Raw genomic sequence first — 19,260 nt, forward strand, 5'->3', positions numbered from 1 at the left:
CTGTTCATTCATGACCGTCGTCACCCGGTTCGCCGGCCACTCGCCAAGCCGCCGGCTCAGCGTCGCGGCAACGTGTCGCGCGGCATCTGCTCGTCGTCGCCCATCAGGTGCCGGCGCCCTTCGGTCGGCCGCCTGATCGCCGCGGCGACTTCCGCTTCCGTCACGTCCTCGGACACGACCTTGCGCGCGAGGCGCCCTTCTTCGTCGATCCATTCGACGATTCGGCATCCACCGCCCCAGGGTTGGCGAATCGGCTCCGACACGCGGCAGCCACGCAGGTTGTAAAGGCTTCCGCTCGGCGCTTCCCCATACGATTTCAACATAGGATCCCTTCGCATTGCGCGGTTCGACAATGCGGCAAAGGATAGGGAAAAGCGATGTCCGGCGGGTTACAGAACCCTACATCTTCTTTACAGTGAATTACGCGACAGATCGCCGGCAGGCACGGCCCGCGTGCCTGTGCGGCCGGTCACTCGAGATCGCGCACGCGGTCGATCGCCTGCTCGAGCCGATCGACGGCCATCACGTTCAGTCCTTCGATCGGCTGCTTCGGCGCATTCGCCTTCGGAATCAGCGCGGACGTGAAACCGAGCTTCGCGGCCTCGCGCAGCCGTTCCTGCCCGCGCGGCGACGGCCGGATCTCGCCCGCCAGCCCCACTTCGCCAAACACGATCAGCCCCTTCGGCAGCGCCTTGTTGCGCATCGACGAGTGGATTGCGAGCAGCACCGCGAGGTCGGCGGCCGGCTCGGTGATCTTCACGCCGCCCACCGCGTTGAGGAACACGTCCTGGTCGAAGCACGCGATGCCCGCATGACGGTGCAGCACCGCGAGCAGCATCGCGAGCCGGTTCTGTTCGAGGCCGACCGCGAGCCGGCGCGGGTTCGGCACGTGCGCGGTGTCGACGAGCGCCTGGACTTCGACGAGCAGCGGGCGCGTGCCTTCCTGCGTGACGAGCACGCACGAGCCGGGCACGACCTGCTCATGTTGCGACAGGAACAGCGCGGACGGATTCGCGACGCCGCGCAGCCCGCGCTCGGTCATCGCGAACACGCCAAGCTCGTTGACCGCACCGAAGCGGTTCTTGAACGCGCGCACGAGCCGGAACGACGAATGCGTGTCGCCTTCGAAGTACAGCACCGTGTCGACGATGTGCTCGAGCACGCGCGGGCCGGCCAGATTGCCCTCCTTCGTCACGTGCCCGACCATGATGATCGCGGTGCCCGACTGCTTCGCGATGCGCGTGAGCTGCGCCGCACACTCGCGCACCTGCGCAACCGAGCCAGGCGCCGACGTCAGCGCCTCCGAGTAGACGGTCTGGATCGAGTCGATGACGGCCACGTCCGGCCGTTCCGTGTCGATCGCGGCCTGGATCTTCTCGAGCTGGATCTCGGCGAGCAGCTTCAGTTCGTCCGCCGGCGCACCGCCGTCGAGCAGCGCAAGCCGTTGCGCACGCAACGCGATCTGCGCAGCCGATTCCTCACCGCTGATATAGAGCGCGCGCCGCTCACTCGCGATGTCCGCGAGCGACTGCAGCAGCAGCGTCGACTTGCCGATGCCGGGATCGCCGCCGATCAGCACGACGCCGCCCGGCACCAGCCCGCCGCCGAGCACGCGGTCGAATTCGCCGATGCCGGTGGAGAAGCGCGGCACGTCGGCGGCTTCGATGTCGACGAGACGCTGGACGGGCGCCCGCTTCGCGAGCGACTGGAAACGATGCGCCGACGGCGCCTCAGGGATCGATTCGACCAGCGTGTTCCAGGCCTGGCACGACGGGCATTGCCCCTGCCACTTCGGGGTCTGTCCGCCGCACTCGCTGCAGACGTATACGGTTTTCTGTTTGGCCACGCGCAACGCCCTTATTCCGCGCGCACGGGCACGCGGCCGGCGACTGCACACATCAGCTCGTACCCGATCGTGCCGCAATGGCGGGCGACGTCGTCGATCGACAGCGTGTTGCCCCACAGCTCGACGCGCGCGCCGACGCCGGCCTGCGGACACGGCGTCAGGTCGACGGTAATCATGTCCATCGACACCCGGCCGACGATCCGCGTGCGGATACCGTCGACGATCACGGGCGTGCCTTCGGGCGCGACGCGCGGATAGCCGTCCGCGTAACCGCACGCGACGACGCCGACCCTCATCTGCGACTGTGCGGAGAACGTCGAGCCATAGCCGATCGCCTGGCCCTTCGCGATCGTTTGCACCGCAATCAGCTCGGACGCGAGCGTCATCGCGGGCTTCAGCCCCGTGTCGGCAATGTCGGACGACAGCCCGGACGGCGACGCGCCGTACAGCACGATCCCCGGCCGCACCCAGTCGAAGTGCGTGTCCGGATGCCACAGCACGGCTGCGGAGTTCGCGAGACTGCGCGCGCCGGCGATGCTTTCCGCGCCGCGCTCGAACGTCGCGAGCTGCTCGGCGACGCCGCGCTCGTTGTCCGCATCCGAAAAATGGGTCATCAACGTGATCTGGCCGATACCGGGGCACGCGCGGGCGCGCTCCCACGCGGCGCGGTATTTTTCCGGCACGTAGCCGAGCCGATTCATCCCGCTGTTCATCTTGAGCTGCACGTTGACGGGCTTCGACAGCCGCGCCGTTTCCAGCATCCGCATCTGCTCGTCGTTGTGGACGGTCGTCGTCAGGCTGTAGCGGTCGATCACGTCGATGTCGGTCGAGCGGAAGAACCCTTCGAGCAGCAGGATCGGGCCGGCCCAGCCGAGTTCGCGCAGCTTGACGGCCTCGTCGAGGTCGAGCAGGCCAAAGCCGTCGGTGCCGCGCAGGCCCGGAAACGCACGGGCGAGGCCGTGGCCGTACGCGTTCGCCTTGACGACCGCCCAGACCTTGGACGGGCCGGCAAAGCGGCGGACGACGGAGAGATTGTTCGCGAGAGCGGCGGTGTGGATGGTGGCGGAGATCGGGCGCGGCATGGGAAATTTACGTAAAGACGCTTGCGAATCATCAGCTTACCGCGCCTTTTGAGCACTGAAGCCGACAATTTGCGGAACGATCGGGGAATCTTGCTAGTCCGAATTGGCGTATTTTCATGTTATAAAGCCGTGCGCACAACCCATTTCGAACGGAATAAGCCGATCGCATACCAGGCGGCCTACGCGGCCCTGCCGCAGCGACGAAAGCATCGCATCAGATGAAAAAAGGTTTTTACACCATCATGGCCGCGCAGTTTTTCTCGTCGCTGGCCGACAATGCGCTCCTCATCGCCGCCATCGCCCTGCTGAAAGACCTCCACGCCCCCAACTGGATGACACCGCTGCTGAAGCTGTTCTTCGTGTTGTCGTACGTGGTGCTGGCGGCGTATGTCGGTGCGTTCGCGGATTCGCGCCCGAAGGGCCGCGTGATGTTCATCACCAACTCGATCAAGGTGGTCGGCTGCATGATCATGCTGTTCGGCGCCCACCCGCTGATCGCGTACGGGATCGTCGGCTTCGGCGCGGCGGCCTACTCGCCCGCGAAATACGGCATTCTCACCGAGCTGCTGCCGGCCGATCGGCTGGTCGCCGCGAACGGCTGGATCGAAGGCACGACCGTCAGCTCGATCATCCTCGGCACCGTGCTCGGCGGTGCGCTGATCAGCCCGCACATCGCGTCGCACGTGATCGCGCATACACCCGCCTGGATCGGCACGCCCGCCGAAGCGGCGATGGCGATCATCATGGCGATCTACGTAATCGCCGCGCTGTTCAACCTGCGCATTCCCGATACGGGCGCCCGCTACCCGAAGCAGGAACGCGGCCCGGTCAAGCTCCTCACCGATTTCGCCGATTGCTTCATGGTGCTGTGGCGCGACAAGCTCGGCCAGATCTCGCTGGCGGTCACGACGCTGTTCTGGGGCGCGGGTGCGACGCTGCAGTTCATCGTGCTGAAGTGGGCTGAAGTATCGCTCGGCATGTCGCTGTCGGAAGGCGCGATCCTGCAGGCCGTGGTCGCGGTCGGCGTCGCGGCCGGTGCGATCGCCGCCGCGGCGCGGATCCCGCTGAAGAAGTCGCTGTCCGTGCTGCCCGTCGGCATCATCATGGGCATCGCGGTGATGCTGATGGCGTTCTATACGCGCGATCTGTTCCCGCCGCACTGGGCCGTGCACTTCGGCCACCTGCGCATGCCCGTGTACCTGATCATCGCGTACATCTTCCTGATGTGCGTCGGCGCGCTGTCCGGCTACTTCGTCGTGCCGATGAACGCGCTGCTGCAGCATCGCGGCCACGTGCTGCTGTCGGCCGGCCACTCAATCGCGGTGCAGAACTTCAACGAGAACCTGTCGGTGCTCGTGATGCTGTGCCTGTATGCGGTGCTCGTGTGGCTCGACGTGCCGGTCGGCGTCGTGATCGTGCTGTTCGGCACGTTCGTCTGCCTGACCATGTGGCTCGTGATGCGCCGCCATCAGGCGAACCAGCGCCAGTTCGACTCGGTCGCGCTGATCGGCGAATCGCGGCACTGACGCTACACTTCCCGTTTCCGTCCGCCGGCGCCGGTCTTCGTACCGGCGCGTTGCCATCATGACGCACCCGATACCCAACATCCTGACGATCGCCGGCTCCGATTCGGGCGGCGGCGCAGGCATCCAGGCCGACCTGAAGACCTTTTCCGCGCTTGGCGCATATGGCGCCAGCGCGATCACCGCGTTGACCGCGCAGAACACCCGCGGCGTAACGGGTGTGCATGCGCCGGACGCGGCGTTCGTGACCGCGCAACTCGACGCGGTGTTCGGTGATATCCGCATCGATGCGGTCAAGATCGGGATGCTCGCGAATGCAGCGATCGTGCACGCGGTCGCCGACGCACTGCGGCGCTATGCGCCACGCTTCGTCGTGCTCGACACGGTGATGATCTCGAAGAGCTCGCACGCGCTGCTCGCGCCCGATGCCGTCGACGCGCTGCGCGATGCGCTTCTGCCGCTCGCGACGGTCGTGACGCCGAACCTGCCCGAAGCGGCCGCGCTGCTGAACGATGTGCCCGCAACCACGGAAGACGACATGGTCCGGCAAGGCCGGGCCTTGTTACAGACGGGCGCGCGCGCCGTGCTGATGAAAGGCGGCCACCTGCCCGACGCGTCCGCGAGCCCCGACTGGCTCGTCGAAGCGGCGCGCACCGTGCGGCTCGACGGCGTGCGCTTGCCGGTCAGCAACACGCACGGCACCGGCTGCACGCTGTCGTCGGCGATCGCCGCGCTGCTGCCGCAGCAGCCCGACCTCGAAAGCGCAGTGCGCGAAGCCAAGACCTACCTGACCGGCGCAATCGCCGCGAGCGGCCGCCTCGATGTCGGCCACGGCGTCGGCCCTGTCCATCACTTCCATCGCTGGTGGTGAGCGCCGGCTGACGCGGCGTCAGTGATCCTGCGCCGCGAACGCCTGGGCGCGCACCGGCCAGTCGTCCGGCACGACAAAGCCGCGCGCCCGTTCGCGCCACGTGCCGTCACTGCCCTTTTCATGAACGCCGATCAGCGCAGGGGCCTCGCGCGTCGTCAACACGGGCGGCAGTTCCAGAGCGGCCGCCAGCGGTTCGGGTTCGAATCCGGTATCGGCGGCGGCACGTCGCGGCGCCAGCCACGCCAACCTCGGCAACACACTCCATGCGGCGCCGGCACGCTGCGCGGCCGCCCACGCCGGCCACTGCGCGTGCGTCAGCCAGAAACCACGCGGGTGATCCGGCGCGATTTCGGCGGACACCGGCGGCAACGGCACGCCATTCGGATAGAACAGCCAGCCCTTGATGAACATCTGCGCGTCGGACGGCGCGCCGAAGCCGAGCCGCGCAAACCCGTCGTGTTCGCCGAGCCGCAACTGGTGATCGAGCAGCCGGCGGCGCTTGCGGTCGAACCGGTCGACGAGATTGGGGCCAACGAAGTCGGCAAGCGACGCACCGGCGCGTACCGGCGCGCACAAATAGCACTTCACCGCGAGTTCCCAGTGCAGGCGCTGCCCGCCCGGCGCATCGACGAGAAAATCGACTTCGCCGAGCGTCTTGCCATTGCTGCGCAGCGGGAGATTGGCCGCGATGAGCCGCAGCGACGGGCCGTGCGCCAGGAAATATTCGAGCAGGCATTCGGCGTAGCGGCCGAGCCGGGTGGGCCGGAGCCCGTCGAGCGAGCGATGCAGCGGCTCGGGCTGCGCATCGAGCGCGGCGAGCCAGGCTTCGACGGCCGACTGTCCGGCCGCATCCGGCCACGGGCGCGCAAGCGGCGCGCCCGGTACCGCCGTGAGCAGGCTCGGGCTGGCAAGCAACCAGCCCAGATCGCGAACCGCGGCGTCATGCAGCGTATCGACGAATGCGCACGCCACGCCGGCCGTCATTGTCCAGCCGGCCCGTTCGCGTCGGCACCTTCCGCGCGCCGGAACGCGTCGCGTGCGAGGCACAGGTCGGCCCACGCCTTCGACTTGTCCTGCAGGCTGCGCAACAGGTACGCCGGGTGATAGGTCACGATCACCGGCACGCCTTCGTACTCATGCACGCGGCCGCGCAGCGACGCAATGCTCGCATCCGTCTTCAGCAAGGTCTGCGCGGCGAAGCGGCCGAGCGCGACGATCAGCTTCGGCTTCACGAGCGCGACCTGGCGCTGCAGATAAGGCTCGCAGCTCGCAACCTCGTCCGGCTCCGGGTTGCGGTTGCCGGGCGGGCGGCACTTGATCACGTTCGCGATGTACACGTTGTCGCCGCGCTTGAGCGACAGCGACTGCAGCATGTTGTCGAGCAGCTTGCCGGCCTGGCCCACGAACGGCTCGCCCTGTTTGTCCTCGTTCTCGCCCGGCGCTTCGCCGATCAGCATCCAGTCCGCTTCGCGGTCGCCGACCCCGAACACGGTGTTGGTCCGCTTCTCGCACAGCCGGCAGAGCGTGCAGTCGGCCACGCGCGCAGCCAGCGCGTCCCAGTCGAGTGTTGCAACCGGGGTTTCAGCGCGCCGCAACGGGCCCGCCGGCACGGGATCGCCCGGCGGCGCCGCATCGAACCACGCGAAATCGTCGGCTCCGGCAGGCGGAGCATCGTCCAGCGGCGGCATCGTGTCGGTCGAGGCGACCGGCGTACCCCGTGCAGGCGCGCGATCACCGTCGTCGACACGGCGCGCAGCGGCGACCGGCTCGCGAGCCGGCGGAACATCGACGTTCCGCGCCACCGCCGGCGGCGCCTCGTCTTGCACCGGCGTACGCGCGGTGCGCGCAGGCCGCTCGGCCACGACGGCAGGTGCGGCGACCGCACCTGTTTGCGCCGCGGCGGGTGCTTCGGCCGCCGCGCCTTCATCCGCGCCTTGCCCGCGCCGTACCCAGATCTGCGCGAGGCCCATTTCCTCGAGCGCCGCTTCAGCCCATGCCATGCGCGTCCCCTTCATCCTTGTTCAGCGTCAGACGCATCACGATCGCGTCCTCCCGGCTGTGATGCTTCGCCGGGTAGTAATTCTTGCGCCGGCCGATCGTCACGAAGCCGAAACGCTCGTACAGCTGGACCGCGCGCGGATTGGACGGTCGCACCTCGAGCAGCACGCCGTCGAGCCGCTCCGCACGCGAAATGCGCACGGCCTCGCGCAGCAGCGCAAGGCCCGCACCCGCACGCTGTGCAGCCGGTGCGACGCACAGATTCAGCAGGTGCATCTCGTCGACCACGGGCATCAGCACGCAATAGCCGATCAGCGAACCCGTCACGTGCCGCAGGCACACGCCCAGATAACCGTTGCGCAACGAATCCTCGAAGTTGCCGCGGCTCCACGGGAACTCGTACGCGACGTGCTCGATCGCGACGACCTCGTCGAGATCGGCGTCCGTCATCGGCGCCAGATAGCGGTCGCTCAGCAGTACACCCGTCATCCCTTCGCTCCGCCCGTCTGCGCGGCGCGTGCCGCGACGCGTTCGGCGGTCGTCTGTGCAACCTTGTCACGCACGTACTCCGGCGCGGCCTGATCGGCCGGCACCGCACGGCCGGCACGGAACGCGCGCAGCGCCGCATGGGCGACCGCCAGCGCGTGCGGCATCGCGTCACCGTCGATCACGGCTGCGTGCGTCGCGGCCGGCAACTGCGCGCCGAACGCGGCGGCCGCATTGCCCGCGAGCGTGAACGGCGTATCGGGCACGCCGACGGCACCCGGTGCATCGAGCGAAGCCGGATGCAGCGTGAGCCAGTCGCCCGCACTGTCGTCCCACGCGAAGTCCGCCCAGTAGGCTTCGTCCATCCGCGCATCCAGCGCGGCAAGCACACGGGTCGTGCCGGGCGCGCGCAACCGCGCGTGCTCGGCGCACGCGAGCAGCGTGCCGATCGGGACGACCGGCAGCCCGCGCCCGAATGCGAGACCCTGGGTGATGCCCGTCGCGGTGCGCAGGCCCGTGAACGAGCCGGGGCCCGCGCCGAACGCGATCGCGTCGCAATCGGCGAGCGTCAGCCCCGATTCGGCGAAGAGTTCCTGGATTGCCGGCAGCACGCGCGTGCTCGACACGGCGCCCGTCAGCTCGTGGCGGACCCAGGTTTGCGGGGTGGAAACGGCGTCATCGGCGTGGGCCGAGCGCAGCAGCGCGACCGAGCAGTATTCGGTCGACGTATCGATGGCGAGGAGCACTGTTTGCGTCATGGGCGACATTGTAATGCGGCACCCCGCTCCCACGGGCGATCGGGCCCGATCCGTGCGCACGCGCGGGCCCGGCAGCGGTTTGGAAGGATCGCTCGACCCCGCGCGGCGGTCCGCTTGTTAAGATCGCCCGACCTGAAACCCTTACGGAGACACCCGATGAGCGAACTCACCGCCCAATTCGACCAGGCCCAGATCGACGTCAAGCAACTGACGGAACGGCCGGGCAACCTGACCCTGCTGCGCCTGTACGCGCTCTTCAAGCAGGCGACCGACGGCGACGCCCATGGCGACAAGCCGGGCTTCACCGACATCGTCGGCAAATACAAGTACGACGCATGGGATGCACTGAAGGGCACGTCGCAGGATGCGGCAAGGCAGCAGTACATCGAGCTCGTCGAATCGCTGAAGAACGGCACGGCTTCCTGACCGAATAGCCTCCGGCCGCCCCCGGCCGCAATAGGCAATCAAATCAGTGGCGCAGCGCAGCAAATCGCTTTATAATGCTGCCTGCGTCACCTCCCGCGCTCGGCTCGCAAGCCGTCCGGCCTGACGCCTCGTAGCGTTAAGCTCCAATCCGGTTTAGAACCTGTCCCCTCCTGCTTCGACCTTCGCGGTCGTCACTTATCAGGCTGGCGGCCCCGCTCCTGAAGCGCGCCGCACCCAAAACAGCTTCTAATGCCTCATCCGCCGACGGTTCGGCGGATTGCACCCGTTTCCCGATTTGCTCGCTGAATCCGACGACTTGGGTATGCGCGATTGGCGCCGACGTTTCACCCACTGTGTTTCAAGGATTGTTATGACTTCGAGCATCAACTCCAGCCCGCTCAACGCGATCGCCGACCAGGCGCTCGGTCTCGACGACGCCGCCGCACCGGCCGCGGTCGAACCGGCGTCGGACGAGCCGAGCTTCGCGTCGCTCGGGTTGTCGCCGGAGATCGTCTCCGCGCTGGAGGCCGCCGGCTACGTGAAGCCGACGCCGGTCCAGCAGCGCGCGATTCCGGCCGGCATCGCCGGCCGCGACCTGCTGGTGTCGAGCCCGACCGGTTCGGGCAAGACCGCCGCATTCATGCTGCCCGCGATCGAACGTTTCGCGCAGCTCCAGAAGACGCTGGCGCAGCAACCGCGCGCGCCGCGTGAACCGAACCAGGGCGACCGCCGTGCGCGCCGCCCGCAACCCGTCGCGCGCCCGGGCCTGCTCGTGCTGACGCCGACCCGTGAACTCGCGATGCAGGTCACCACGGCCGCATCGACCTACGGCAAGCACCTGAAGCGCCTGCGCACGGTCAGCATCCTCGGCGGCGTCGCCTACGGCCAGCAGCTGATGCTGCTCGCGAAGAACCCGGAAATCCTGGTCGCCACGCCGGGCCGTCTGCTCGATCACCTCGAGCGCGGCCGTATCGACCTGTCCGAACTGAAGATGCTCGTGCTCGACGAAGCCGACCGCATGCTGGACATGGGCTTCATCGAAGACATCGAGACGATCGTCGCCGCCACGCCCGAGTCGCGCCAGACGATGCTGTTCTCGGCCACGCTCGACGGCAAGATCGGTTCGCTGACGGGCCGCCTGCTGAAGGATCCGGAACGCATCGAGATCCAGCAGCGCCTCGAGTCGCGCGCCAACATCGCGCAGACCGTGCACTACGTCGACGACCGCGATCACAAGGATCGCCTGCTCGATCACCTGCTGCGCGACGACGCGCTCGACCAGGCGATCATCTTCACGGCGACCAAGATCGACGCCGACCAGCTCGCCGGCCGTCTCGCCGACGCAGGCTTCGAATCGGCTGCGCTGCACGGCGACCTGCCGCAAGGCGCGCGTAACCGCACGATCCGTGCGCTGCGCGAGCGCCGCGTGCGCGTGCTGGTGGCCACCGACGTCGCGGCACGCGGCATCGACATCCCGGGCATCACGCACGTGTTCAACTACGACCTGCCGAAGTTCGCGGAAGACTACGTGCACCGTATCGGCCGTACCGGCCGTGCAGGTCGTTCGGGCACGGCAGTGAGCCTCGTGCACCACGCCGAGCAAGGCGCGCTCAAGCGCATCGAGCGCTTCGTGCGCTCGCCGCTGCCGGTCAACGTGATCGAAGGTTTCGAGCCGCGCAAGGCACCCCCGCGTAACGGCGGCAACGGCGGCCGCGGCCGTCCGGGCGGCGGTAACGGCGGTGGTCGACGTTTCGGCGGCAAGCCGGGCGGCGGCTATGGCGGTAACGGCAACGGTAACGGCCGCAGCTACGGCGGCGGCAATGGCGGCGGCTGGAGCGGCAAGCCGGGTGGCAGCCGTGACGGCGGCCCGCGTCGCGACGGTCAGCGCAGCGGCGGCCCGCGTCGCAGCAACTCCGCGTCGTAAGCACGCAAGGGCGGCGTCTCGCCGCCCCACGGATGGGCCCCACCCATCCAGCCAACCGGCGCACCTGCGCCGGTTTTTTTTCGCCCCGCCCCACATTTCACGATGCGGAAAATTTTTTTGTGTCGTAAAAAATCATGTTGCGTGGCACAACCCGAGCGATTGCGGGATGGGAAAAAGCATTTCTCATCTTGAAATTTCAATTTCAAGATACTGATTTAAAACAACTAAAAATTTTATCCCCGCCTCAAAAAGCCCCCTGTCCCGCTCCGGTCGATTTGCCTAGACTCTTATACAAGACCTCACGAACCGGAATGTACCGCTCCCGGCTTCGAGAACCGCCTCACCACCGTCAGATTCAACCCATCAGGCATCGCACCGCATCAAGGAGTTCATCATGTCGCGTCAGCAACAGGCACAGGAACTGCAACAGCAATGGGAAACCGATCCGCGCTGGAAGGGCATCAAGCGCAGCTATTCGGCTGATGACGTGGTCCGCCTGCGTGGTTCGATCCCGATCGAGCACACGCTCGCCAGGCGCGGCGCGGAAAAACTGTGGAGCCTCATCAACAACGAGCCGTTCGTCAACGCACTCGGCGCACTGACCGGCAACCAGGCGATGCAGCAGGTGAAGGCCGGCCTGAAGGCCATCTACCTGTCCGGTTGGCAAGTGGCTGGCGACGCGAACGTCGCGGGCGAAATGTACCCGGACCAGTCGCTGTACCCGGCAAACTCGGTGCCGCTCGTCGTGAAGCGCATCAACAACACGCTGACGCGCGCCGACCAGATCCAGTGGTCGGAGGGCAAGAACCCGGGCGATGAAGGCTATGTCGATTTCTTCGCCCCGATCGTCGCTGACGCGGAAGCCGGTTTCGGCGGCGTGCTGAACGCGTTCGAACTGATGAAGGCGATGATCGAAGCCGGCGCATCGGGCGTCCACTTCGAGGACCAGCTCGCGTCGGTGAAGAAGTGCGGCCACATGGGCGGCAAGGTGCTCGTGCCGACCCGTGAAGCCGTCGCGAAGCTGTCGGCAGCGCGTCTCGCGGCCGACGTGATGGGCACGCCGACCGTGCTGGTCGCCCGCACCGACGCGGAAGCGGCCGACCTGATCACGTCCGACGTCGACGACAACGACAAACCGTTCCTGACGGGCGAGCGCACGGTGGAAGGCTTCTTCCGCACGAAGCCGGGCATCGAGCAGGCGATCTCGCGCGGTCTCGCCTACGCGCCGTACGCCGACCTGGTCTGGTGCGAAACGGGCAAGCCGGATCTCGAGTACGCGAAGAAGTTCGCGGAAGCGATCCACAAGCAGCTCCCGGGCAAGCTGCTGTCGTACAACTGCTCGCCGTCGTTCAACTGGAAGAAGAACCTCGACGACGCGACGATCGCGAAGTTCCAGAAGGAACTCGGCGCGATGGGCTACAAGTTCCAGTTCATCACGCTGGCCGGCTTCCATGCGCTGAACTACTCGATGTTCAACCTCGCGCACGGCTATGCCCGCACGCAGATGAGCGCATTCGTCGAACTGCAGCAGGCCGAGTTCGCGGCTGCGGACAAGGGCTTCACGGCCGTCAAGCACCAGCGCGAAGTCGGCACCGGCTACTTCGACGCGGTGACGCAGACGGTCGAGCGCGAAGCGTCGACGACCGCACTGCACGGCTCGACCGAAGACGAACAGTTCTTCGACGGCAAGAAGGTCGCGTAACCCGCGCCTGGCGTCATGCCGATGCCCGCCCCGTCTGATGAGGGCGCGGCATCGGCCACCGAACAAAAATCAGGGAGGAGACGGCAGGCGCGCGATACCGATCGCGCGACCGGCCGCGCGGCCTGCGGGCCGCCAGCAACGACGCGCGCCGGCTCCGTCCGGCGCGCCCTTTTTCCAGGGCGCCGCCCTACCGATAGACGATCACCGGAATTTTCGTATGGGTCAGCACGCGCTGCGTCTCGCTGCCGATCAGCAAGCTGCCGAGCCCGCGGCGTCCGTGGGACGCCATGAAGATCACGTCGCAGCCGCCGCGTTCGGCCGCCTCGATGATGCCGAGATACGGCGACGGATGCACGCTCGTCCAGGTGTCGCAGTCGACGCCGGCCGCCTTCGCCGCCGATTCGACCTCGTCGAGGTGCGCGCGCGCCTCGCGCTCGCTGCGCGCCCGGAAATCGGCAGGCGGCTCGATGATCACTTCGGAAAACGGCGAGTACGGGTACTGCGGCAGGCACGCGTAGGCCGTGACGCGCGCACCGACCGCCCGAGCGAGGTCGATCGCGCCGTCGATCGCCTTCTGCGACAGTTCGGAACCGTCGGTTGGAACGAGGATGTGCCGGAACATCGCGCCCTCCTTCGTCAAGTGCACGCCGCACGCCGCGATCCCATCCGGGCCGGCCGCGACGCGTCGGACATGCCTCCTACGAGTGTAGTGCGCGAAACCGCCCGACCGGCCCCGGCAGCGGGTTCGCCCTCATATCGGAAACGCGCGGGCGGGCGCGGCCCGATACGGCTACTCGCCCCAATATCCTGGCCGCTCGTAGGTGTGCTTCAGGTAATCGAGAAACAGCCGCACGCGCAGCGGCAGATGCCGGCGTTGCGGGAACACCACGTGGATGCCGATCGGCGGAGCAGCGAATGCGTCGAGCACGCTCACGAGCCGGCCGGCCGCGATGTCCTCCCCGACCTCCCACCACGAGCGCCACGCCAGGCCATGACCGGCGAGGCACCACTCGTGCAGCACCGCGCCGTCCGAGCATTCCATCGTGCCGTTCACGCGGATCGACACGACCGTGTCGTCCTCCTGGAACGCCCAGCCGCGTTGCTGGTTCGCGTTTGCCGCGAGCGCGAGGCAGTTGTGCCGCGCCAGTTCCGCGAGCGTAGCCGGCGTGCCGCGCCGTACGAGGTACGCGGGAGCCGCGACGCATACGCGGCGATTCTCGCCGAGCTTCAGCGACACGAGCGACGAGTCGGGCAGCTCGCCGAGCCGTACCGCGCAATCGAACCCCTCGTTGACGAGGTCGACCATGCGGTCGGACAGGTCGAGCGTGACCGATACATCCGGATGCCCGACGCTGAATTCGGGCACGAGCGGCGCGACGTGCCGTCGGCCGAAGCCGGCCGGCGCGGAAATGCGCAAGTGGCCGCTCGCCTTGACACCGCCGGCGGACACGCTCGCCTCCGCGTTCTGCATGTCGTTGATGATCCGCTGGCAATCCTCGAGGAACGCCGAGCCTTCGAACGTCAGCGTGAGCTTGCGCGTCGTGCGCACCAGCAGCTTGACGCCGAGCCGCTCCTCGAGCGCGTCGAGGCGGCGGCCGATGATCGCCGGTGCGACGCCTTCCGCATGCGCGGCCGCCGACAGGCTGCCCTTCGCCGCGACCGCAGCGAATGTTTCGATCTGCTTGAACCGGTCCATGACTCGCAGGGGCGGCGCTGCCGCCCTTCAAATAGCTTAAACCGCTCAAGATTAGGTATATGAAAGTAAAAGATCAAGTGATGTTTAGCGTCTTTTTTGGCGAATACGATCACGAATAGAATTCACCTGACCTCTGAAACTGGAGCGCAAGGCTATGTCGGCCACAACGACACTCTCCACTCCCGACGCAATCCTCTTCGACGCATTCGGCACGTTGTTCGACGTGCGTGCGGTCCTGGCCGCGGCGGAACAAATGTTTCCCGGTCACGGGGAACGGTTGTCGCAGTTGTGGCGACGCAAGCAAATCGAATACTCGCAGCTACGCACGCTCGCCGATCCGGCCGGGGCCCGCTATCGCCCGTTCCGCGACATCACGCTCGATGCGCTGCGGTTCGCGGCGCGCCGGCTCGGGCTCGCGCTGAACAGCGCGGCCGAGAAGCGGCTGATGGACGAATACGCTTGCCTGTCCACCTATCCCGATACGGTGCCCGCGCTGCGCAAGCTGCGCGCGCTCGACCCGCGCCCGCCGCTCGCGATCCTGTCGAACGGCACGCCGCAGATGCTCGACATCGCGATCAAGAGCGCCGGCATGTCCGGGCTGTTCGATCGCGTGCTGTCGGCCGACACCGTGCGCGCGTACAAGCCGAGTCCAGCCGCCTACGCGCTCGGCACCGCCGCGTTCGGACCGAACCGGCGCGGCATCGTGTTCGTGTCGTCGAACGCGTGGGATGTCGCCGGCGCCGTCTGGTTCGGCTACACGACGTTCTGGCTCAACCGCACGGGCGCGCCCGCCGAGGAACTCGGCGCGCCGCCCGACGGCACCGGCACCAGCATGGCCGACCTGCTCGCATTCCTCGCCACCCCGGCTCCGTCCGGCAGACCCGCAAACCGCACGCGCCCCGGCCCGGGTGCATGACGCTTGCAGCTGCCGCCTTCCCCCTTCACCGAAACCGCAACTGACCGACCAAGGAGATGAGACTCATGAGCACCCCGATCACGCTGCCGCAAGGCATGACGATCACCGGCGAAATCAAGCCGGGTTACGAAGCAATCCTGACGCCCGAAGCGCTCGCACTCGTCGCGGCGCTGCACCGCACGTTCGAACCGCGCCGCCAGACGCTGCTGCAGGCGCGCGTCGAGCGCACGAAACGCCTCGACGCGGGCGAGCGCCCCGACTTCCTGGCCGAGACGAAGGCGATCCGCGAAGGCGACTGGAAGGTCGCGCCGCTGCCGGCCGACCTGCAATGCCGCCGCGTCGAGATCACGGGCCCCGTCGAGCGCAAGATGATCATCAACGCGCTGAACTCGGGCGCCGATTCGTACATGACGGACTTCGAGGATTCGAACGCGCCGAGCTGGACGAACCAGATCGACGGCCAGATCAACCTGAAAGACGCGGTGCGCCGCACGATCTCGCTCGAGCAGAACGGCAAGTCCTACCAGCTGAACGACAAGGTCGCGACGCTGATCGTGCGTCCGCGCGGCTGGCACCTCGACGAGAAGCACGTGACGGTCGACGGCCAGCGCGTGTCCGGCGGCATCTTCGATTTCGCGCTGTTCCTGTTCCACAACGCGAAGGAACTGCTCGCGCGCGGCTCGGGCCCGTACTTCTACCTGCCGAAGATGGAAAGCCATCTCGAGGCACGGCTGTGGAACGACATCTTCGTCGCCGCGCAGGAAGCCGTCGGCGTGCCGCGCGGCACGATCCGCGCGACAGTGCTGATCGAGACGATCCTCGCCGCGTTCGAGATGGACGAAATCCTCTACGAACTGCGCGAACACAGCTCCGGCCTGAACGCCGGCCGCTGGGACTACATCTTCTCGGCCATCAAGAAGTTCAAGAACGACCGCGACTTCTGCCTGGCCGAGCGTTCGAAGATCACGATGACGGTGCCGTTCATGCGCGCGTACGCGCTGCTGCTGCTGAAGACCTGCCACAAGCGCAACGCGCCGGCGATCGGCGGGATGGCAGCGCTGATTCCGATCAAGAACGATCCGGAAGCGAACGACAAGGCGATGGGCGGCGTGCGCTCGGACAAGGCCCGTGACGCGACCGACGGCTACGACGGCGGCTGGGTGGCACACCCGGGCCTCGTGCCGATCGCGATGGAAGAGTTCGTCAAGGTGCTCGGCGACAAGCCGAACCAGATCGCGAAGCAGCGCGACGACGTGCAGGTCGAAGGCAAGAACCTGCTCGACTTCCAGCCTGAAGCGCCGATCACCGAAGCCGGCCTGCGCAACAACATCAACGTCGGCATCCACTACCTCGGCGCATGGCTCGACGGCAACGGCTGCGTACCGATCCACAACCTGATGGAAGATGCGGCCACGGCCGAGATTTCCCGTTCGCAGGTGTGGCAATGGATCCGCTCGCCGAAGGGCGTGCTCGACGACGGCCGCAAGGTCACGGCCGAACTCGTGCGCGAACTCTCGAAGGTCGAGCTCGACAACGTGAAGCGTTCGGTCGGCGGCAACACGCAGCCGTACGAGCGCGCCGCGGCGATCTTCGAGCAGATGTCGACGTCGGAAGGCTTCACCGAATTCCTGACGCTGCCGCTGTACGAGGAAATCTGACGAAGCCGCCCGTCTCGATCGGGGCCGACCCTTCGTCGGTGCCGGTCGCATGCGATGACGGCATAAACAAAAGCGCCCCTCGGGGCGCTTTTTCCTTTGCGGCGGGAGCGGCTGCCGCGCAACCGGTCAGACGGCTTCCCGCTCGCGCCGGTGCTGAACCCAGTCGCCCGATGCAATGCGCGGGCGCCCGGCTGTCGCGTGCGCGGCGACCGGATAGTAAAGGCAGGCGTACTGCCGGCCGCCGAGCTCGACGGTCACGTCTTCCGGCTTGAACAGCGAGTCGACGCCCGGATAGACGCGCTCGATCTCGTCGAGCACCGGAACGAGCAGGTCGTCGACCTCGTAGACGTCGCCCCAGACCAGCGACTTGCCGGCCGACCCGGCAATCATCCCCGGATACGTACCGAAATCGTACAGTTCGCCCGGCAGCGCGGCGGCGCCGAGCAGCGTCGGCGCGGCGATCCCGTGCCTGGCGGCCGCGTGGCCGATGTCGTTGGCCTCCCCGTTTCTCAGGGTGCCGTAGACGAATACGTAACGCATCGTGGTTCTCCTCTTTGATTCGTATGTTGCTGTGTTCGCGCGCGATTCGTGCGCGATTCGTGCGAAATCGCCCGCGCATCGATAGACCACGATACCGGCCCGATGGTTCGAACCCGCAAGCGCGCCCCGCCCCGGGCAGTCCAGAAATCGCCCGGCCCCACACAAAGTTCATTTGATCGCGGCATGATCGGCCGACAAACCGCCGCATGCGCTTTCGCGGCGCCTTCTACAATAACGGCATCGCCGCCGCGCTGCCCGAATCGTCCATGAATCCGCCCGTCCAAGCCGACGTACCGAACCCGTACGTCATCGACATCCCGCCCGAATTCGCACCGACCGCCGTCCATCCGATGCGCGTGCGCGCACGGCTGCTCGACGCCGGACGCCGCATCCCGCTGCACACGCATGCGTGGGCACAGCTTGCGTACGCATCACGCGGCGTGCTGCGCGTCGCGACGACCGGCACGACATGGATGGTGCCGCCGTCCCGCGCGATCTGGGTACCGCCGCACGTGACGCACGAGGTCGTGATCGTCGAAGAGGCGTTCTTGCGCACGCTGTATATCGACGAGTCGATCGTGCCGGAAGGGCTTGACGCGTGCCGCGTTGTCGAAGTGACGGGGCTCCTGCGCGAACTGATCGTCGCACTCGACGCGCGCGACTTGAGCACCGCGCGCGAGCGCCTGCTGTGCGGGCTGGTGCTCGACGAGCTGAGTCATGCCGAACCGCTGCCGCTCGCGGTGCCGATGCCCGACGAAAAACGGCTGCGCATGCTGTGCGAATCGGTACTCGCGCATCCGGCGCACGCGGAGTCTCTCGAACATTGGGCAAGCGAGGTCGGTGCGAGTACGCGCACGATTTCGCGGCTCTTCAAGCAGGAACTGGGCGTGAGCTTCTCGCAGTGGCGTCAGCAGGCACTGCTGGCACGAGCCATTCCGTTGCTGAACCAGGGGCGCCCGCTGTCGCATATCGCGCGCGAACTCGGCTACCAGAGCCAGAGCGCCTTTTCGGCGATGTTCCGACGGGCATTCGGTCAAAGCCCGCGCGCGTTCATGCTGCGCGGCTACGAGCACCGCGGCCCGGAAGGCAGCCTCGCAGACGACGAAACCCCGGACGACGACGCAATCGGCGCTGTCCGCTGAACGTCTCGTTCCGGGTCATCGGGCCTTCAGACTGGCCGCACCATGTGGCGAATCGAGCCAAGTTGCGCGAGCCGCGACCCGGCAACCTGATAACCCATGCGCAAATAGAGACGCGCGGCAGGATTGTCGACGAACACGCGCAGTTGCAGTTCGTGCAGCCCGCGCGCACGCGCCCAGCGGTGCGACATGTCGAGCATGTAGGTGCCGGCGCCCTGCCCGCGATGACCGGCCGCGATCTGTACGTCGCGGATGTGCAGCGAGTCGCCCTCCTCGGTCACGCGCAGCACGCCGATGCGCTCGCCGTCGGCCTCGAGGATGAAGTTCTCGGATTCGCGCCAGCTCGCGTAGAACAGGTCGCTGCGCCACACAAGCCCATGGCGCTTGTAGTAGCCGCCCATGTTGCCGTGCGTCAGCGCTTCGGCAAACGGAAAATCGCCAGCCTCCGCGGGCCGGAGTTGATACAGGAGTCGCAGGTCGGTCGGATCGAGCATCGCGCAGGGGTCAAGAACGCATCCCGCCACGATAGCGCAGTCGCGTGCGGATGCAATCGCGGATTTCTCGTAGCGGTTCGACGCCGGATGACCGGAGGTTACGTGCCGCCAGCGGGCACGACCGGGAACACAAATGAAAAAGCCCGCACCAGGCCGGCTTCTTCATTTTCTGGTGGAGTGGACGGGACTCGCCTACATCCT

The 19,260-nt window shown here is 67.0% G+C and carries 19 protein-coding genes; 8 read left to right on the forward strand and 11 right to left on the reverse strand.

Annotated elements, in window-relative coordinates:
- Positions 1–56 precede the first annotated feature (56 nt).
- From HAV18_RS22575 to alr, 3 genes are all read right to left on the reverse strand, one after another.
- Positions 57–323: a DUF2866 domain-containing protein gene (locus HAV18_RS22575; protein ID WP_011352477.1), complete on the reverse strand. Its 267-nt coding sequence runs from the start codon at positions 321–323 to the stop codon at positions 57–59.
- 146 nt (positions 324–469) lie between these two features.
- Positions 470–1,846 (reverse strand): DNA repair protein RadA, encoded by a 1,377-nt coding sequence (gene radA, locus HAV18_RS22580; protein ID WP_166960066.1) that lies wholly within the window; start codon positions 1,844–1,846, stop codon positions 470–472.
- A gap of 11 nt (positions 1,847–1,857) precedes the next feature.
- On the reverse strand, positions 1,858–2,928 hold the full coding sequence (gene alr, locus HAV18_RS22585) for an alanine racemase (protein ID WP_166960069.1): 1,071 nt from the start codon (positions 2,926–2,928) through the stop codon (positions 1,858–1,860).
- 218 nt (positions 2,929–3,146) lie between these two features.
- Here alr and lplT point away from each other — a divergent pair, with 218 nt between their 5' ends.
- Both lplT and thiD read left to right on the forward strand, forming a co-directional pair.
- Positions 3,147–4,454 (forward strand): lysophospholipid transporter LplT, encoded by a 1,308-nt coding sequence (lplT, locus tag HAV18_RS22590; protein WP_166960072.1) that lies wholly within the window; start codon positions 3,147–3,149, stop codon positions 4,452–4,454.
- A gap of 58 nt (positions 4,455–4,512) precedes the next feature.
- The gene (gene thiD, locus HAV18_RS22595) at positions 4,513–5,322 is read left to right on the forward strand and encodes a bifunctional hydroxymethylpyrimidine kinase/phosphomethylpyrimidine kinase (protein ID WP_166960075.1); all 810 of its coding nucleotides are present in this window, start codon (positions 4,513–4,515) and stop codon (positions 5,320–5,322) included.
- 18 nt (positions 5,323–5,340) lie between these two features.
- On the opposite strand, the gene HAV18_RS22600 is transcribed toward thiD, so the two are convergent.
- The 4 genes from HAV18_RS22600 to tsaB are packed head-to-tail and all read right to left on the reverse strand — an operon-like array spanning position 5,341 to position 8,573.
- On the reverse strand, positions 5,341–6,306 hold the full coding sequence (locus HAV18_RS22600) for a DUF1853 family protein (RefSeq protein ID WP_166960562.1): 966 nt from the start codon (positions 6,304–6,306) through the stop codon (positions 5,341–5,343).
- Positions 6,303–7,322 (reverse strand): uracil-DNA glycosylase, encoded by a 1,020-nt coding sequence (locus HAV18_RS22605; RefSeq protein ID WP_166960078.1) that lies wholly within the window; start codon positions 7,320–7,322, stop codon positions 6,303–6,305. The genes HAV18_RS22600 and HAV18_RS22605 overlap by 4 nt, the downstream gene beginning before the upstream one ends.
- Entirely contained in the window at positions 7,309–7,809 is a 501-nt protein-coding gene (gene rimI / locus HAV18_RS22610; protein ID WP_166960081.1) for a ribosomal protein S18-alanine N-acetyltransferase, read from the reverse strand. The genes HAV18_RS22605 and rimI overlap by 14 nt, the downstream gene beginning before the upstream one ends.
- Positions 7,806–8,573 (reverse strand): tRNA (adenosine(37)-N6)-threonylcarbamoyltransferase complex dimerization subunit type 1 TsaB, encoded by a 768-nt coding sequence (gene tsaB / locus HAV18_RS22615; RefSeq protein ID WP_166960084.1) that lies wholly within the window; start codon positions 8,571–8,573, stop codon positions 7,806–7,808. The genes rimI and tsaB overlap by 4 nt, the downstream gene beginning before the upstream one ends.
- 147 nt (positions 8,574–8,720) lie before the next feature.
- Between tsaB and HAV18_RS22620 the strand changes: the two genes are divergently transcribed.
- The 3 genes from HAV18_RS22620 to aceA all read left to right on the forward strand — a co-directional run bounded on the left by HAV18_RS22620 (position 8,721) and on the right by aceA (position 12,616).
- Positions 8,721–8,990, forward strand: a complete 270-nt coding sequence (locus HAV18_RS22620) for an acyl-CoA-binding protein (protein ID WP_166960088.1) — start codon at positions 8,721–8,723, stop codon at positions 8,988–8,990.
- Positions 8,991–9,360: 370 nt separating this feature from the next.
- Positions 9,361–10,914 (forward strand): DEAD/DEAH box helicase, encoded by a 1,554-nt coding sequence (locus HAV18_RS22625; RefSeq protein WP_166960091.1) that lies wholly within the window; start codon positions 9,361–9,363, stop codon positions 10,912–10,914.
- Between the two features lie 394 nt (positions 10,915–11,308).
- On the forward strand, positions 11,309–12,616 hold the full coding sequence (aceA, locus tag HAV18_RS22630) for an isocitrate lyase (RefSeq protein WP_166960094.1): 1,308 nt from the start codon (positions 11,309–11,311) through the stop codon (positions 12,614–12,616).
- A 187-nt stretch (positions 12,617–12,803) separates the two neighbouring features.
- Here the strand turns inward: aceA and HAV18_RS22635 are convergent, their stop codons facing one another.
- Entirely contained in the window at positions 12,804–13,238 is a 435-nt protein-coding gene (locus HAV18_RS22635; protein ID WP_031399397.1) for a universal stress protein, read from the reverse strand.
- Between the two features lie 168 nt (positions 13,239–13,406).
- Positions 13,407–14,312 carry a LysR family transcriptional regulator gene (locus tag HAV18_RS22640; RefSeq protein WP_166960097.1) on the reverse strand — a complete coding sequence of 302 codons (906 nt, stop codon included), beginning with the start codon at positions 14,310–14,312 and terminating at the stop codon, positions 13,407–13,409.
- 154 nt (positions 14,313–14,466) lie between these two features.
- On the opposite strand from HAV18_RS22640, the gene HAV18_RS22645 reads away from it, so the two are divergent.
- Positions 14,467–15,228 carry a haloacid dehalogenase type II gene (locus HAV18_RS22645; protein WP_166960100.1) on the forward strand — a complete coding sequence of 254 codons (762 nt, stop codon included), beginning with the start codon at positions 14,467–14,469 and terminating at the stop codon, positions 15,226–15,228.
- A 65-nt stretch (positions 15,229–15,293) separates the two neighbouring features.
- Positions 15,294–16,886, forward strand: coding sequence for a malate synthase A (aceB, locus tag HAV18_RS22650; protein ID WP_166960103.1), 1,593 nt, complete (start codon positions 15,294–15,296; stop codon positions 16,884–16,886).
- A 126-nt stretch (positions 16,887–17,012) separates the two neighbouring features.
- Here aceB and HAV18_RS22655 read toward each other — a convergent pair whose 3' ends face one another.
- Positions 17,013–17,426 carry a gamma-glutamylcyclotransferase gene (locus tag HAV18_RS22655; RefSeq protein WP_166960106.1) on the reverse strand — a complete coding sequence of 138 codons (414 nt, stop codon included), beginning with the start codon at positions 17,424–17,426 and terminating at the stop codon, positions 17,013–17,015.
- Positions 17,427–17,692: 266 nt separating this feature from the next.
- On the opposite strand from HAV18_RS22655, the gene HAV18_RS22660 reads away from it, so the two are divergent.
- Complete coding sequence (locus HAV18_RS22660; protein WP_166960109.1) at positions 17,693–18,568, forward strand: helix-turn-helix domain-containing protein; 876 nt, start codon at positions 17,693–17,695, stop codon at positions 18,566–18,568.
- A 26-nt stretch (positions 18,569–18,594) separates the two neighbouring features.
- Here HAV18_RS22660 and HAV18_RS22665 read toward each other — a convergent pair whose 3' ends face one another.
- On the reverse strand, positions 18,595–19,059 hold the full coding sequence (locus HAV18_RS22665; RefSeq protein ID WP_027787064.1) for a GNAT family N-acetyltransferase: 465 nt from the start codon (positions 19,057–19,059) through the stop codon (positions 18,595–18,597).
- Positions 19,060–19,260: the final 201 nt, after the last annotated feature.

The sequence above is a fragment of the Burkholderia sp. D-99 genome (genome assembly GCF_011605345.1).
GTDB lineage: Bacteria > Pseudomonadota > Gammaproteobacteria > Burkholderiales > Burkholderiaceae > Burkholderia.